General features: G+C 58.1%; 10 protein-coding genes and 1 pseudogene. 1 reads left to right on the plus strand and 10 read right to left on the minus strand.

Annotated elements, in window-relative coordinates; translation table 11 throughout:
* Positions 1 to 138 precede the first annotated feature (138 nt).
* The 5 genes from ACO5Z0_RS06635 to ACO5Z0_RS06655 all read right to left on the minus strand — a co-directional run bounded on the left by ACO5Z0_RS06635 (position 139) and on the right by ACO5Z0_RS06655 (position 8,563).
* Complete coding sequence (locus ACO5Z0_RS06635) at positions 139 to 996, minus strand: class I SAM-dependent methyltransferase (protein WP_442676069.1); 858 nt, start codon at positions 994 to 996, stop codon at positions 139 to 141.
* The gene (gene fumC / locus ACO5Z0_RS06640; RefSeq protein ID WP_442676068.1) at positions 997 to 2,361 is read right to left on the minus strand and encodes a class II fumarate hydratase; all 1,365 of its coding nucleotides are present in this window, start codon (positions 2,359 to 2,361) and stop codon (positions 997 to 999) included.
* A gap of 138 nt (positions 2,362 to 2,499) precedes the next feature.
* Positions 2,500 to 3,834 (minus strand): branched-chain amino acid transport system II carrier protein, encoded by a 1,335-nt coding sequence (gene brnQ, locus ACO5Z0_RS06645; protein ID WP_442676067.1) that lies wholly within the window; start codon positions 3,832 to 3,834, stop codon positions 2,500 to 2,502.
* On the minus strand, positions 3,831 to 6,671 hold the full coding sequence (gene uvrA, locus ACO5Z0_RS06650; protein WP_485649652.1) for an excinuclease ABC subunit UvrA: 2,841 nt from the start codon (positions 6,669 to 6,671) through the stop codon (positions 3,831 to 3,833). Before uvrA ends, brnQ begins: the two co-directional genes overlap by 4 nt.
* A gap of 251 nt (positions 6,672 to 6,922) precedes the next feature.
* Positions 6,923 to 8,563 carry a ShlB/FhaC/HecB family hemolysin secretion/activation protein gene (locus tag ACO5Z0_RS06655; RefSeq protein WP_485649653.1) on the minus strand — a complete coding sequence of 547 codons (1,641 nt, stop codon included), beginning with the start codon at positions 8,561 to 8,563 and terminating at the stop codon, positions 6,923 to 6,925.
* A gap of 266 nt (positions 8,564 to 8,829) precedes the next feature.
* On the opposite strand from ACO5Z0_RS06655, the gene purF reads away from it, so the two are divergent.
* On the plus strand, positions 8,830 to 10,269 hold the full coding sequence (gene purF / locus ACO5Z0_RS06660) for an amidophosphoribosyltransferase (protein ID WP_485649654.1): 1,440 nt from the start codon (positions 8,830 to 8,832) through the stop codon (positions 10,267 to 10,269).
* A gap of 66 nt (positions 10,270 to 10,335) precedes the next feature.
* Here purF and ACO5Z0_RS06665 read toward each other — a convergent pair.
* From ACO5Z0_RS06665 to prfB, 5 genes and pseudogenes are all read right to left on the minus strand, one after another.
* Positions 10,336 to 10,566, minus strand: a pseudogene (locus ACO5Z0_RS06665) (nuclease); the annotation flags it as partial.
* The gene (gene csaB / locus ACO5Z0_RS06670; RefSeq protein ID WP_485649655.1) at positions 10,567 to 11,661 is read right to left on the minus strand and encodes a polysaccharide pyruvyl transferase CsaB; all 1,095 of its coding nucleotides are present in this window, start codon (positions 11,659 to 11,661) and stop codon (positions 10,567 to 10,569) included.
* Positions 11,658 to 13,712: a DUF5693 family protein gene (locus ACO5Z0_RS06675; protein ID WP_485649656.1), complete on the minus strand. Its 2,055-nt coding sequence runs from the start codon at positions 13,710 to 13,712 to the stop codon at positions 11,658 to 11,660. The genes csaB and ACO5Z0_RS06675 overlap by 4 nt, the downstream gene beginning before the upstream one ends.
* A gap of 6 nt (positions 13,713 to 13,718) precedes the next feature.
* Positions 13,719 to 14,414, minus strand: coding sequence for an LmeA family phospholipid-binding protein (locus ACO5Z0_RS06680; RefSeq protein WP_485649657.1), 696 nt, complete (start codon positions 14,412 to 14,414; stop codon positions 13,719 to 13,721).
* A gap of 9 nt (positions 14,415 to 14,423) precedes the next feature.
* A protein-coding gene (gene prfB / locus ACO5Z0_RS06685) for a peptide chain release factor 2 (RefSeq protein ID WP_485649658.1) occupies positions 14,424 to 15,531 on the minus strand; the annotation gives its coding sequence in 2 pieces (ribosomal slippage) (positions 14,424 to 15,461 and positions 15,463 to 15,531; 1,107 coding nt in all).
* Between the last annotated feature and the right edge of the window lie 38 nt (positions 15,532 to 15,569).

Here is a 15,569-nt window from a genome sequence, read left to right on the forward strand (position 1 = left end):
AGCTCTTCCTATGCACAGTTCACAGTCTCACCCTGAAACCCCAAGAGGTCAAGCCGCAGGCGCAGACCGATTGGCTAGGTTTCTGTAAGGGCGGCGCACAATGTCCACGAAGTGGACGTTTGTGCGTGTAGTCTTTCGTTACTTCCTGCCGATAAGGAGCTTGGAAGCTCCGGCGCCCATGAAACGCGCCTCTCTCGCCCCCAGGAACATTCCCTTGGCGGTATCAATAAGCTCGACTTTTTCGTAGCCCTCGTCTCTCAGCTTGGCGGCGAACGCTTCCATATCGCCGTACTTGCCATGCGCCATGATGTCATGGATCGCGAATACGCCGCCTTTTTTCAGGACGCGAAGCGTCTCTTCGAGCATCGTCTGCCCCGAGACTTTCGGTATATTGTGGTAGACGTAGTTGCTCGTCACTGCATCAAAGCTCTCATCAGGGAAATCGAGCTTGAGGGCGTCGCCCGACTGAAACGCTGCATTCGATACACCCTCGGCTGCGGCATTCTCCTCGCAGATCTGTTTGCTGAACGATGCGTAAACGCCGCTCCAAAGGTCAACGCCAAGCACATCAGATGCAGGATTCCCCTTGGCGCAAGCGATCGTCAAAGCGCCGCTGCCGCAGCCCACGTCGAGGATGCGTCCGCCTGCGGGAATTTTGATGTATGCCGCGGTTCCCTCGACGATACGACGCGCAAGCTGACGTTTGCCATCGTAGGAAAACATACGGTAGAGCGCATAAAACCAAAGCGTCGCTGCCGTAGAAGCAAATGCCGCCACGCCGAGGACGACAGGCAGAGCGAGCCACGCACCCGCCGTTGGCAAAAACTTGAGGGAAAGCGCCAACAGCGCCCAAAAGAGAACGGCAGCGGCAAGCGCCGCCGCAATCATGCGGCGCGGCAGCCAGTTCTTGTAGTTCGGTTTCTTGCCCGTGCCGTCTTGAGGCGATTTTGCTGCCGCCGTTTCAGCCGCAGCCGCTGACTTGCCGCTGTCCGTCACTTAGATCATCTCCTCGGGATGGAATACCTCGTCGAATTTCTCAGGTGCGAGGAAGCCGAGTGCGACGCACGCCTCCTTGAGCGAGATGTTCTCCTCATACGCCTTGTGCGCCGTCTTTGCCGCCTTCTCATAGCCGATGACGGGATTCAATGCCGTCACGAGCATCAGTGAACGATGCAGGTTTTCGTGCATCTTCTCCTTATTTGCCTTGATTCCGGAGACGCAGCGTTCGTCGAAGGAGCGCAGGGAATCCGACAAGAGACGCACGGACTGCAAGAAGTTGTAGATCGTCACGGGCATGTAGACGTTCAGCTCGAAATTGCCCTGCGAAGCCGCGATGGCGACTGCCGCATCGTTTGCCATGACCTGCACCGCCACCATCGTCGCCGATTCGCACTGCGTCGGATTGACCTTGCCCGGCATGATCGAGCTGCCCGGCTCGTTCGACGGGATCGTGATCTCACCGAGACCGCAGCGCGGACCGCTCGCGAGCCAGCGCACATCGTTGGCGATCTTCATGAGATTCGCCGCCAGCCCCTTCAAAGCGCCGTGCGCAAAGACCATCTCATCCTTCGCCGAGAGTGCATGGAACTTGTTCGGCGCAGTACGGAAATCGAGGCCCGTGATGTCGCTGACGACACGCGCGACTTCCTCGGCAAAGCCCTTGGGCGCGTTGAGCCCTGTGCCGACCGCCGTACCGCCCAAGGCAAGCTCCTTCAAGAAAGGCAGCGCCGCTTCGATCTGTCCGCGCGAAGCCTTGAGCATGGCGAGCCAGCCGCTGATCTCCTGCGTGAAGGAAACGGGCACGGCGTCCTGCAAATGCGTCCTGCCCGTCTTGACGATTCCTTCGTTTTCCTTCATCAAGCGTTCGAAGGTCGAAGCGAGTTTGTCGATCGACGGCAGGAGCTTGTCCTCGATGGCGACGACGGCGGCAATGTGCATCGCCGTCGGGAACGTATCGTTCGAGCTTTGCGACATATTGCAATGGTCGTTCGGATGCAGGAGCTTTTCGCCCGCGATCTCGTTGCCGCGGTTTGCAAGCACCTCGTTGACGTTCATGTTCGACTGCGTGCCGCTGCCCGTCTGCCATACGGCGAGCGGGAAGTGACCGTCAAGCTCGCCTGCAAGGATCTCGTCCGCCGCTTTCGCGATGGCGTCGCGGCGCTTCTCGTCGAGCCTGCCGAGCGTCGCGTTGGCAAACGCCGCCGACTTCTTCAAGATGGCAAAGGCGCGGATGACTTCCTGCGGCATCTTCTCCGTGCCGATGGGGAAGTTTTCGAAGCTCCTCTGCGTCTGCGCACCCCAATAGCGATCCTTCGGCACGCGAACCTCACCCAGCGAATCATGCTCGATCTTGTACTCCATAAACGTCTCCTCCTTCATTTCCACAAAAATGCTACACAAAAAGCGTCGAGAAAATCCCGACGCTTCTAGTGTAACACTTATGAGAATATTTTTCAATAATGTTTTTGCCGTATGCCGATTGCTGGAAGAGCGTCCCGTCTACGCCTCCTTCGCTGCCGGCTCCTTCTGTCCGAGCGAAACCAAGAATCCCGCGACGGCGCCCACGGCGGCGGGGCAGACCCACCCCATCATGACGCTGTAGAAAGGAACATACTGCGCCAGAAGATCGTAAAGGGCGGCAGAGCCAAGTCCTGCGGCATGGAGTGCATCTGTCAGGGAAAAGATGAGCGTGACAAGCACGGAGCCTTGGTATATGCTCTTTCGCCAGCCAATGACGCGATCAAAGAGCGAAAGGATGACGAATACGATGACGAGCGGATAGATCGCCACGAGGAACGGCACGGCGAGCGAGATGATCTGCGTGAGGCCGATGTTCGATGCGCCGAAGCTGAAAAGAATGGAAAAGAGCAGCAGCCGTTCGTAGGAAATCTTTTTCTTGAACAGTTTGTGGAAGAACATCGCGGCGCTCGATGTGATGCCGCAGCACGTCGTGATGCACGCAAGAATGATGATGAGCGCCAAGAGCACGTTGCCGCCTGCGCCGAAGAAGATGCGCACGGATTCGGCAAGCAGCTGTCCGCCGTTTTCCGAGTGCCCGAGCACTGTCGCACTCGTCGCGCCGAGATACGCCAAGGAGCCGTAGACACATGCCATGAGGGAGACGGTGATGAAGCCCGCCGCCAAGCACGCCTTGCCGATGGTGCGCGTATCCGTCACGCCGCGATAGCGCACGGCGTTGACGACGAGTGCGCCGATCGCGATGGTCGCAAGAAGATCCATCGTCTGATAGCCGTCTTGGAAGCCCTGCGCATACGGCGCGTCGATGTAAGCGCCCGTCGCTTCGAGCACGCCGCCCATCGGCGCGGCGAAGGTGCGCAGGAAGAGGATGACGAGTACGATGAGCAGCGCAGGCGTGAGCATCTTGCCCACGCGGTCGATGAGTTTGTTCGGATTGAGCGACAAATAGTACGAAGCGCCAAAGAAAATCGCCGTATAGATGAGCTGCGGAATCGTGATGTCGCCCTCGCTCATGAAGGGACGAATGCCGATCTCAAACGATACGGCGCCTGTCCTCGGCATGGCAAACAAAGGACCGATGATGAGATAAAGAATGACGAGCAACGCTGTCGCGAACCAGGGAAATGTGCGCCTTCGCAGAAGCTCGACATACTCGCCGCCCGCAAGCGCGATCGCCGTGATGCCAAGAAGCGGCAGACCTACGCCCGTCGTCATGAAACCGAGCATGGCGAGAACGGTATTCTCGCCTGCCGCCTGTCCCAAAGCCGGCGGGAAGATGAGATTTCCCGCCCCAAAAAAGACGGAAAACATCATAAAACCCAAAGTGAGCAAATCCTTTTTCTTCAATCGATTCATTTCGTACCCCTCTCAAAATTCTCTTCCAACAACGGCTGTAAGAACTTGCCCGTGTATGATGCCTTGACCTTGACGATGTCCTCGGGGCGTCCTTCGGCGACGATCATGCCGCCGCCCGAACCGCCCTCGGGACCGAGATCGATAATATGGTCTGCCGTCTTGATGACATCGAGGTTGTGCTCAATGACGACGACCGTATCGCCGCCGTCAACGAGGCGGTGCAGGATGCCGAGAAGTTTCGCGATGTCGGCGGTATGAAGTCCCGTCGTCGGCTCGTCGAGGATGTAGAGCGTGCGCCCCGTCGAGCGGCGCGCAAGTTCGGTGGCAAGCTTCACGCGCTGTGCCTCGCCGCCCGAAAGCGTCGTCGCGCTCTGTCCGAGCTTGATGTAGCCGAGACCGACGTCGGCGATGACCTTGAGCTTCGTCTCGATGCGCGGAATGTTCTTGAAGAACTCCACGGCTTCATCGACCGTCATGGCGAGCACGTCGGCGATCGTCTTGCCCTTGTAGCGCACCTCAAGCGTCTCTCGGTTGTATCGCGCCCCCTTGCAGACCTCGCACGGCACATAGACGTCGGGCAAAAAGTGCATCTCAATCTTGATGATGCCGTCGCCGCGGCAGGCTTCGCAGCGGCCGCCCTTGACGTTGAAGCTGAAGCGCCCGGGCTTGTAGCCGCGCATCTTCGCCTCCGTCGTCTGGCTGAACAGCTGGCGGATGGCGTCGAACACACCCGTGTACGTCGCAGGGTTCGAGCGCGGCGTGCGGCCGATCGGCTGCTGGTCGATGTCGATGATCTTGTCAACGTGCTCAAGTCCGACGATCTTCTTGTGCTTGCCGGGCTTTCCCTTCGCATGGTAGAGTCTCGAAGCGATTCCTTTGTAGAGAATCTCGTTGACGAGCGTCGATTTGCCGGAGCCGGAGACACCCGTGACGAGAATCAGCTCACCGAGCGGAAACTTCACGCGCAGATTCTTCAAATTGTTTTCTGCCGCGCCGATGATCTCGATGAAGTTGCCGCTGCCTGTCCGGCGGCGGCTCGGCACAGGAATGAACTTCTTCCTCGCGAGGTACTGCCCCGTGATGGACGCATCCACCCGCTTGATCTCTTCTGCCGTACCTTCGGCGACGACGCGCCCGCCATGCGCTCCCGCGCCGGGACCGATGTCGATGATGTGATCGGCAGCGTACATCGTATCCTCATCATGCTCGACGACGATGAGCGTGTTGCCGAGATCTCTAAGGTGCTGCAGCGCTGCCAGAAGCCGGTTGTTGTCGCGCTGATGGAGTCCGATGCTCGGCTCATCGAGGATGTAGAGCACGCCCATGAGACCCGAGCCGATCTGCGTCGCCAGCCGTATGCGCTGCGCCTCGCCGCCCGAGAGCGTGCCAGCCGCGCGCGCGAGCGTCAGATAGTCAAGCCCGACATTCAAGAGGAAGCCGAGACGCGCATGGATCTCTTTTAAGATCTGCGCAGCGATCTTCGCCTCGCGCTCTGAAAGCGAAAGCCCCGCAAAGAATTCATCACATTCCTGAATCGTCAGTGCCGTGACCTCGGCGATGTTCTTGCCGCCGACCTTGACGGAAAGCACCTCGGGGCGAAGTCTTGCGCCATGACAGGCGGGGCACGGCGTGATCGTCATATAGTTCTCGTAATCCTCGCGCATCGCATCGGTGTCCGTCTCGCGATAGCGGCGCGCAAGCATCGGCATGATCCCCTCAAAAGCAGAGTTGTGCAGTTTGTACTCGCCAAACATATTCTCATAGCCAAATTCAAACTTCACTTCACCCGTACCGTAAAGGAGCAGCTCCTGCACCTTTTTCTCCAGATCGCGAAACGGCGTATCGACCGTGTAGCCGTAATGCTTCAATACAGCCTCCATCTGGCAGTTCGCGTAAGTGTTGAGATTCTTGGAAAGCGGCGCAAAAACTCCCTCGGCGAGCGACAGCGAGTCGTCGGGCACAACGAGTTCAAGGTCAAACTCCATGTTGCTTCCAAGCCCGCTGCACGTCGGACATGCGCCGTACGGACTGTTGAACGAGAACATGCGCGGCGTGATCTCGGGCAGACTGACGCCGCAGTCAACGCACGCGAAATTCTCGCTGAACATCAGAAGTTCACCGTCAACGACCTGCACATAGACAACGCCCTCGCCCATCTTCAAAGCCGTTTCCAGTGAATCAGCGAGCCGCTGCTCCATGCCTTCACGCACGACAAGGCGATCGACGACGACCTCAATCGTATGCTTCTTCGCCTTGTCGAGCCGAATCTCTTCGCCGAGATCGACGACCTCACCGTCGATACGCACGCGCACATAGCCTTCGCGGCGAATGTGGTCGAGGATCTTCTTGTGCTCGCCTTTCTTGCCGCGCACGATCTGCGCCATGATGAGGAGCTTCGTCCGCTCGGGCAAAGCCTCAAGCTTGTCCATCATCTGATCGACCGTCTGCTGCGCGATCGGCTTGCCGCACTTCGGACAATGCGGTCTGCCGGCACGCGCAAACATCAATCGCAGATAGTCGTAAATCTCCGTCACCGTGCCGACGGTAGAGCGCGGATTGCGGCTCGTCGTCTTTTGGTCAATAGAAATCGCCGGCGAAAGCCCCTCGATATTGTCAACGTCCGGCTTGTCCATCTGCCCGAGGAACTGCCTTGCATACGACGACAACGACTCCACATAGCGTCTCTGCCCCTCCGCATAAATGGTGTCGAAAGCGAGCGAGGACTTGCCGGAGCCGGAAAGCCCCGTGACGACGACAAGCTTGTCGCGCGGGATTTCCACGTCGATATTTTTCAAATTATGGGCGCGTGCGCCCTGTATGCGAATCACATTCTCCATCAATCATTTTCCTCCGTTTGATACTTCTCCTATTATATAAGAAATGTATCCGAAGGTGAATACCTTTTATAAAAATTTTTATCCTTTGCCTGTAAACCTGTTACATCCTTCGCATTTCCCTAAGAAAACACCGATCCTCGCAATATTTCCTCAAGAACCCATATAAAAAAGCCGTCGCACATATTTATGCGACAGCTTTTCTCTGCTCTATATCGGCGAATCCATCCAAGAGACGGAACGATCCGTACCTCTTACCAAATTTTCCCCGCGAGGAACCAGAAGCGGCTGCGATCCGTATTGGATTTTTCACTCGCTCCAAGACCGATGCGGCGCGCGTAGTCGAGACGCGCAAACCAATCGGGTGCGTTGTAAGAAAGCCCCAGCCCCCAGCCCTTGAGCGTCGTTTTCACACCGCTGAATGAGCTGCGTCCGGCATCGAAATAGGTGCTTGCAACAAGTCCCGGCACATCGGTATAGTAACGGAACTCGATCGTACCGAGCACGCCGCTGTCGCCCGTACCCGCGCCCTGCGGATAGGCGCGCACAGCGTTGGCGCCGCCAAGATACATCTGCTCGGAGCTGTCGAGCGTTTTCGACGCCTTCTGCCCCGAGATCTTGACCATGACATCCGCCTGCTTGCCAAGCGACTGTACCGCCGTGACCTTGGCTTCCACCTTCGCGAATTTCCCCTGTGTCGAAGCGATCTGAGCCAGCCGCCTTGCATACTCCGAATTTGCCGTAAGATTCCCCGCCGTCAGTGTAAAACTGTAATTCAGCGAAAGACCGTCTTTGCGATTGCGCCAAAAACCTTCAACGCCGGCATGAATGTTATGCAAATGCTTATCGCTGTCTGCAATGCCGCCGAAGGAGTCAATATCGTCCTTAAGTCTGCGGTAGTCGTAGCCGTAAGTGACCGCGAGCTTCTCGTCCGTCGTATGGTAAATCGGTCGGCTGCCGTAGATGCTGATCGTATCCGCCGTGCCGTGCATCCCCAAGCGGCGCAGCTCACCGCCGACTTCGTAGTCCATGCGGCTGTAGCCGATACCGAGCGACGTGCCGCCGTGACCGACGAGCGTCTCGTAGTTCGCATAGTAGTTGTGCAGCGATTTGTTGGAAATCAACGCGCCGACATTGATCTTTGCCCCCATGCCGTCGGCATTGTAGATCGCGTGCTGGGCGCCGTAGCGATAGCGTCCCGTGGAATCGCCGCCATAGTTCTCGGCGTAGACGATGGTCGACGACGGCTTGCCGTCCTCGATATGCACAGTCACATCGCTCAAGCCGAACGACTTGCCTGCACTGAGCGTACCGACGGCACGCGCACCGCTGAAATCACTGATCGTATAGAGCGCCGTTTCCAAATCCTTCGTCTCAATGATCTTGCCCTTCTTGAGACCTGCCAGAAAGCCCTCCGCCGCCGCATCCTTGAAGCGGCTGTTGTTGTCGATCTTCACATCGCCATAGCGTCCGGGAATGACCTTGAGGATGACGTTGCCGTCGTCGGACTCCTGCGCCGGCAAGTAGGCGGCGGCTGCCGGATAACCGTGGCTGCGGCAGTACGCCGTGATCTGATCCTGCAGATCGTTCAGCCCCGCCAGCGTCGTTTCCTTGCCGATGCGCGGCAAAAGAATATCGCGGATCTCGGCGTTGTTCAGCTTGATCTCATCCTCGACATCGAGCTGGATGTTCTTCACAAGAAACTTTACTTCATTCGTCGCCGTATTCTTCTTCATACTGTTCTCAACGCCAGCCTGCGCTTCAGGAAGCGTGCTCTCAATGTCCTGCCCGGGCTTCGAAAGCGAGGACGCAGCGTAAGCCGGCGCCGCCGCCGTGCTCGCGAGAATCCCCAAGAGCACCGCCCTCGTCAAAGTATGGTGCAGCTTGTTTTTCATGCCAATGATCTCCTTACTCTATGATTTATCCACTCGCCAGACATGCGGCATGTCCGCCTGCCTGATATGAAAGTATCGTGCATTGGACGTAATCCAACATTTTCTTGTTTCGACATATACCTTGGGAAATCCTTCCCTCATTATAATTTATTGCGGGTTGCCATGTTTTTATTTTCTCCGTATCTCGTATACCTTCCATTGACACGTTTTTTCTCATGGTGTACGATGTAAAGGAATGATAAAACCCCCGAGCAGGAGGCAGATGAATGAGCATACATGAAGAGTGCGGCGTTTTCGGCGTTTTTTCTCCCGCGCCGACCAACGTCGCGGCGATGACATATTACGGACTTTATGCGCTGCAGCATCGCGGACAAGAGAGCTGCGGCATCACGGTCAACGACGACGGCGTTTTTTCCTCGCACAAGGATCTCGGTCTTGTCAATGATGTTTTCTCGCGCGAAGTCCTCTCACGCTTTCCCGACGGCACGATGGCGGTCGGTCATGTACGCTACGGAACGACGGGCGCGACGAGCCGCCGCAACTGTCAGCCGCTCGCCATCAACCATCAGAAGGGCAAGATGGCGCTCGCGCACAACGGCAATCTCAGCAACGCCGATGTACTGCGCGACAAACTCGAACTCGCCGGCGCGATCTTCCACACGACGATCGACACGGAGATCATCGCTTACCTCATCACGCAGGCGCGGCTGGCGGCTCCCTCGATTGAAGAGGCCGTCAGCCAGGCGATGAATCGCTTGGAGGGCGCTTACTCTCTGTGTCTGATGTCGAGCGCCAAGCTCGTCGCCGTGCGCGACCCGCAGGGATTCCGTCCGCTTTGCTACGGCAAGATGCCCGACGGCGCATGGGTCGTCGCCTCCGAAAGCTGCGCTCTGAGCGCTGTAGGCGCAGAGCTCGAACGCGACCTTCTGCCTGGCGAGATCCTCGTTTTCACGAAAGACGGCATGACGAGCCGCTTAGAACACTGTCATACGAAGCCGCGCAAGTCGTGCGTCTTTGAATACATCTATTTTGCGCGTCCCGACTCCATCATCGACGGCGTTTCCATCCATGCGGCAAGGACGCGCGCCGGCGAAATCCTCGCCGCCTGCCATCCCGCCGATGCCGACGTCGTCATCGGCGTGCCAGACTCAGGGCTCGACGCCGCGCTCGGCTACAGCCGCGCCTCGGGCATCCCCTACGGCATCGGGCTCATCAAGAACAAGTACATCGGTCGCACCTTCATCGCACCCGAGCAGGAGAACCGCGTCGATAAGGTGCGCATCAAGCTCAACCCCATCGCCGAAACCGTCCACGGAAAAAGGGTCGTACTCATCGACGACTCCATCGTGCGCGGCACGACGAGCAAGCGCATCACCGACCTCATCCGCAAGGCGGGCGCAAAGGAGATCCATCTGCGCATCTCCGCGCCGCCCTTCCTCCATCCGTGCTACTACGGCACGGACATCGACTCCTCAGACAACCTCGTCGCCGCGCATCATACGCTCGAAGAAATCACAAAAATCGTCGGCGCCGACACGCTCGGCTATTTGCCGATCTCGTCGCTCCCTGCGCTCGCCGGCAGCATCCCCTGCTGTGACGCCTGCTTCAGCGGCGACTACCCGACGAGCATTCCGAAGAATACGAATAAAGACCGCTTCGAGAAAAAGCTGTCGAAGAGTGCAGAAACATCCGGCAGCGCATCATAACCAACATAAAAAATGAGGCAGTTCCCGCCGCCTTTTCTCGCAGGGGACCGCCTCATTTTCTTACCATCAGTGACCTTCCAACAAACCGTGCGCCTTCCCAAGTTCCTGCACACATTCCAACGAAAGTTTCGATATCCGTGCAATCATTTCGATGGGCAATTTTTCTTTGAGCATAGACAGAACCATTTCCATGCGCTGGTTTTCCATTCCTTGCTCATAAATTCCCGTACTCAAATTGCACATGGCCATTATCTCCTCATCAATATCTGCCGTCGTATCCATATCAAATTCGTCTTTTCACTTCTCCCGCAGAATTTCCACGGCAAGCTCGGCGTTTTGAAACGCGAGATGCCGCAAATCATTCAAGAGGGCGGCATTCTTTTCACGAAACACCTCGCGCGCCTGCCACTTGCGGCGCACTTGTGCCATGAGTTCGTCCGCCGTGACGGTTTCGAGCTTGGCGGCGGGCGCCTCACCGATGGAGTCTAAGAAACGGTCGATCTTCGGATCGTACGATACGCCGACGAGAGGCACGCCCATAACGCCGGCGAAGATCAGCGCATGCAGGCGAATGGCGAGGAGCAGATCCATATTGCCGACGAGCGACAACAGCTCTGCCGTCGAGAATTCGCCGTCGAGGACGACGGCTTCCTCTTTCATCAAGGCGGCGACCATTTCCGCCGTCTTGACGTCCTCGGGGTACTGCATGGGCAAAAAGACGATGTTCGCGCCAAGCTCGGCGGCGATTCGGTCTGCCGTTTCAGCAAAAGTCTCCTTATAGCGCTGCCAGCCCTTCCACTCGCGCACGGAGATGCCGACGAGCGGCTTATCTTCCGTCACGCCGTTCCATTGCAGGATCTGCCGCCCCGCCTCTTTCGGCACGGGGTTGATGGCAAGCACGGGGTCGGCGGTCGCGACGATCTTCGGGCGCGAGATGCCGAGCGCCGAAAGCTCCGCCAAAGAGCCGTGATCGCGCACGGTGATGAGACGCACGCGATTACCGATGAGCCGCATCATCGTACGCGCCCAAAAGCCCTCGATCGGACCGATGCCCTGCGCGTAGAGCATGACGGGACGCCGTGCGAGGAATGCGAGGACGATGATCGCCATGTAGTAGTAGAGACTGCGGCGGCTCGTGACGTTCTGCAGCAGACTGCCGCCGCCCGACACGAGGAGATCGGATGCACGCAGAGCCTTCCATATCGCCGAAAACGAGAGCCATGAGACAGCTTCAACGCCGTGGCGGCGCTTCGTATCCGGAGGATTCGCTGAGATCACCGTGATATTCGTTTGCGGGTCCAGTTCGGATAGCACCTCGATCATCGCGGCAAGCATGGCTTCATCGCCGGCGTTTTTCGAGCCGTAATATCCGGATACTACGATGTTGCTCATTCCTTTGCGAACCGCTCCTTTGCCGAAGATACCAACATTTGCCCAAAGTGCACGAGCGCCATGAGAAGAGCGCCGATGCCGCAGCCGAGGACGATGCCACCGATGCCGCGCACAAAGGACATGTAGACGGGCGTGCGCATGTGCGCGAACGTCTCCACCATCGAGCCCTGTCCGATCGTCGCGACGAGCACGAGCGCAAAGAGCAGCATCGTCGGCCACTTGCGGCACCACGCGAGAACGGCGAGCATGAACGCCGGATGACCGATCATCAGCTCTTTCGAGCGCGGGCGCGCATAAAATGCCTGCTCCAAAAAGGCGCGGAACTTCAGTTCCAGCCCCGAAACGGGCATACCCGACGTATGCCCCGAACGCGCGACGAAGACGACGGCGGCGAGAGCCACGAGTACAAAGATCAGAAGCGACTTGAGCTTCACAGGCATGTCAAGGATCTGACGCAGCTGCGCAAGCGCCCCCTGCCCTTCGTCCATTCTGCCATCGAAAATATCGTACCGCGTCAAAAAGGCGACGGCGACAAGCACGATGGGCAGAACGAACGTCAGCTTGATGCCGCGGAAGATGTTGAACTCAAGGAAATACTCGACATCGGCAAGCGCCCCCGACAAGTACGCCGCACCGATGTAGGAGAGCGCCCCTGTCACAAAGAGCGCGACCGCCGCCGTGCCGATGATGCGCCAGAGCGGCGCTTTTTCATCCGGCTCCATGCCGCGAATGCGGTCAAGCTGCCAGATCACGGCAAGCGCGGGGAAGAGGTTCGCGCTCAAAAACGCTGCCAAGAGCCGCATCTTCGCGCCGCTGCCCATGAGAATCGGCGCAGCAAAGACAAATGCCAGCAAAGCAAAGAGCGCATAGAGCGTCCTCGGCTTTAGGCGATGCGTGATGAGCGAGAGATACAGCACAGCCGCCGCCGCAACGCCGAGCATGAGCACAGCGCGTAAAAGGCGCGGCGCGTACCAGCTTTCAAACGTCCCCGCGGGACCGAGCGTGAAGCCATTCGCCTGCACCGCCTCCGCCGTCGCTTTGATGTAGTGCATATTCGTCTCGAAGAGCGTCATGCCGGGCGCGGGCTTTTCATAGATGCGCAGGAGATTGATGCGGATATTGCGCTCCATGTCCGTGTTCGCCCAACGCTCGACCGCCGTTTCGATCTTGAGTTTCGGCTGCTCGTCCTTGGGGATCGCATAGAGCCGCGCGATATGATCGTAGCCGACGCCCTTCGAGATTTCCTCCATGCCGTCCTGCTTGTAGAACTGCAGCTGCGTCGTATCTTCGATCAGTCCCAAGACGAAATTGCGCTCCTTGAAACGGTCAATCGTCGTCTGCAAGGACTTCGGTGCTCCGAGCATCTGCGATCCGGAGAATACGACCTCCGAGATGCGGAAGTCCTCCATGCGGCGGAACACGGCATCGACGTCGTCGGGCGTACAGCCCTGATAATTCGTCGGACGCGCAAGCACGAAGAAGCCTGCGTCATTGACCGCCTGCATCTCATCCGTCGGCATACCGAGATCCATCTTGAGGAAGGTTTCATAGTTCACCTTAACGACGAGAATTTCCGCGCCGTTGACCGTGACGGCGTTTACGCGCGCAGCGCCGAGGCGGCGCAGCAAATCCTCCTTGACTTCCTTGTAGGTACGCGCGTCATGTCCGACGATGCAGACGTCTGCGCCTTTGATCGTGCCGTTTTCGATGAGCGTGCGCCATGCGGGGTCAGTCAAGACGCCGGCATGATAATTGGCTACGAGATCGCTGCCCGCGATCGCTGTCGCCTTGCCGCTTGCATTGAGCTTCTTGAAGGTCGTTTCGTAGACGGCGAGCGACGTGACGCCCGCTTCCTTCGCCGCCTGCATCACTTCGGCGAGCGGCTTTCCTTCCTGCTCGGCGAGCTGTACGAGATCTTCGTAATTGATCGCGAGATCTACCTGCTTATTGACCTCTTCCGCCCGCCAGCGACCGACGTCGATGAGGAGCGCCGCGATGAGTCCGACGAAGATGAAGGCGATGAGCGCCTTGTTGTATTGAAATTGCTTCATGGAATCCTACTCCCCATTTCCTCCGGCAGCAAGGCGCACAACGACGGCTCCCGCGCGATGCTCGACGCTCTCGACGCGCATCTTTAGGGGAAGCGCATCGAGCTTCGTAATCAAAATGTCGTCGAAGAAATCCCCGATATTCGCCTTGCCGAGCAAGGCGTTCTTGATGTCGAGCCGCGTGATATGAAAGTAGAGCGCCTGCGCGTCCTCGACGACTTGTCCATCGAGCGCGACATCCGCCATGCGTCCGAAGATCTTCACTTCTGCCGTCGCGTGTACGCCCGCTTCGTCAATCGTAACCTTGATGTTGTCGAGCTTGTCGATGCGCTTCGCCAGAAGATCGCGCAGAGCGTCTGCCGAAACCGTTCCTGCAAGCCGCAAATTCTCGGCGGTGAGAATATGCACGCGGCGGTCGAAGAAAAGTTCGCCGGAAGAAAAGCGCACGCCGCTTCCCGTCAGCTGCACGCGCTCCATGCGCAGTTCGCCGATGCGAAACCCCTTCGCATCCGCCGTGACGGCGTCGATCTGCCCCAGAAGAAGCAAGATGCCCGGCGTGCTTTGGAGCGTCACCTCGGCGCTCGCCGCCCCGCGATCTTTGAGCATCGTTTCCGCCGTCTGCCGCGCCCATGCGGGCAGCAGCGTTTCGCCGAGGACGAAGATCACCGCCAAGACGCCTGCGAGCGCCATCAACAGCTTACGCAAAATATCACCTTAAATCTCATGATTCGCTTTCGCCGCGAGGAAGGCTTCGATGAAGGGATCGAGATCGCCGTCCATGACCGCCTGCACGTTGCCCGTTTCCATGCCCGTGCGCATATCCTTGACCATCGTATAGGGCTGGAATACATAGGAGCGAATCTGGCTGCCCCACTCGATCTTCTGCTGATCGCCTTCAAGCTTCTGAATCTCGGCTTCCTTCTTCTCCTGCTCCAATTCAAACAGCTTTGCACGCAGCATCTTCAAACACTGTTCACGGTTCTGCAGCTGCGAGCGTTCGTTCTGACACTGCACGACAATGCTCGTCGGCATGTGCGTCATGCGCACGGCGGACGACGTCTTGTTGATGTGCTGACCGCCCGCACCCGACGCGCGGTATGTATCCACACGCACATCTGCCATATTGATCGCGACTTCAACAGCGTCGTCGATCTCCGGCATGATATCGCAGGCAGAAAACGACGTGTGGCGGCGTGCGTTCGCGTCAAAGGGCGAGATGCGCACGAGACGATGCACACCCTTTTCCGACTTCAAGTAGCCGTAAGCGTTGTGCCCGTTGATGAAGAGCGTCGCGCTCTTGACGCCCGCCTCGTCGCCGGGCAGGAGATCCGCCGTGACGACGGAAAAGCCGTGACGCTCCGCCCATCTGCCGTACATGCGCAGAAGCATCTGCGTCCAGTCCTGCGCTTCCGTGCCGCCCGCCCCTGCGTGCAGCGTGAGGATCGCATTGTTTGCGTCATAAGGACCGGAGAGCAGCACCTCAAGCTCCAGCTCGCGCACGGCGGCCTTGATGGCTTCCACCTCCGCCTGCACATCCGACTCAAGGCTCGTATCGTTTTCCTCCAGCGCCATCTCAAGAAGCGCCTGCGCATCGTCCGTCTTCGCGACGATCTCCTTGTACTTGTCGACGCTTCCCTTGATCGCGGCAAGCTCTTGATTGACCTTCTGCGCTTCTTCTGCGTTGTCCCAAAAGGTCGGCTCGCCCATCTTGTATTCGAGTTCGGCTATCTTTTCTTCTTTCCCGGCGACGTCAAAGTGAATCCCCCATTTCCTTGAGCTTCGCTTGCATCGCCAGGATCTCCGGCTTCCAATCTTCGAGCATCGTGTCACTTCCTTCAAAAAGCTGCCCGGAAGGGCAAG

This window comes from Selenomonas sp. (assembly GCF_057272215.1).

Excerpts from the sequence above, each read along its gene's own strand:
- fumC (WP_442676068.1), bottom strand. The coding sequence starts at position 2,361 with ATGGAGTACAAGATCGAGCATGATTCGCTGGGTGAGGTTCGCGTGCCG.
- brnQ (WP_442676067.1), bottom strand. The coding sequence starts at position 3,834 with ATGAATCGATTGAAGAAAAAGGATTTGCTCACTTTGGGTTTTATGATG.
- uvrA (WP_485649652.1), bottom strand. The coding sequence starts at position 6,671 with ATGGAGAATGTGATTCGCATACAGGGCGCACGCGCCCATAATTTGAAA.
- ACO5Z0_RS06655 (WP_485649653.1), bottom strand. The coding sequence starts at position 8,563 with ATGAAAAACAAGCTGCACCATACTTTGACGAGGGCGGTGCTCTTGGGG.
- purF (WP_485649654.1), top strand. The coding sequence starts at position 8,830 with ATGAGCATACATGAAGAGTGCGGCGTTTTCGGCGTTTTTTCTCCCGCG.
- csaB (WP_485649655.1), bottom strand. The coding sequence starts at position 11,661 with ATGAGCAACATCGTAGTATCCGGATATTACGGCTCGAAAAACGCCGGC.
- ACO5Z0_RS06675 (WP_485649656.1), bottom strand. The coding sequence starts at position 13,712 with ATGAAGCAATTTCAATACAACAAGGCGCTCATCGCCTTCATCTTCGTC.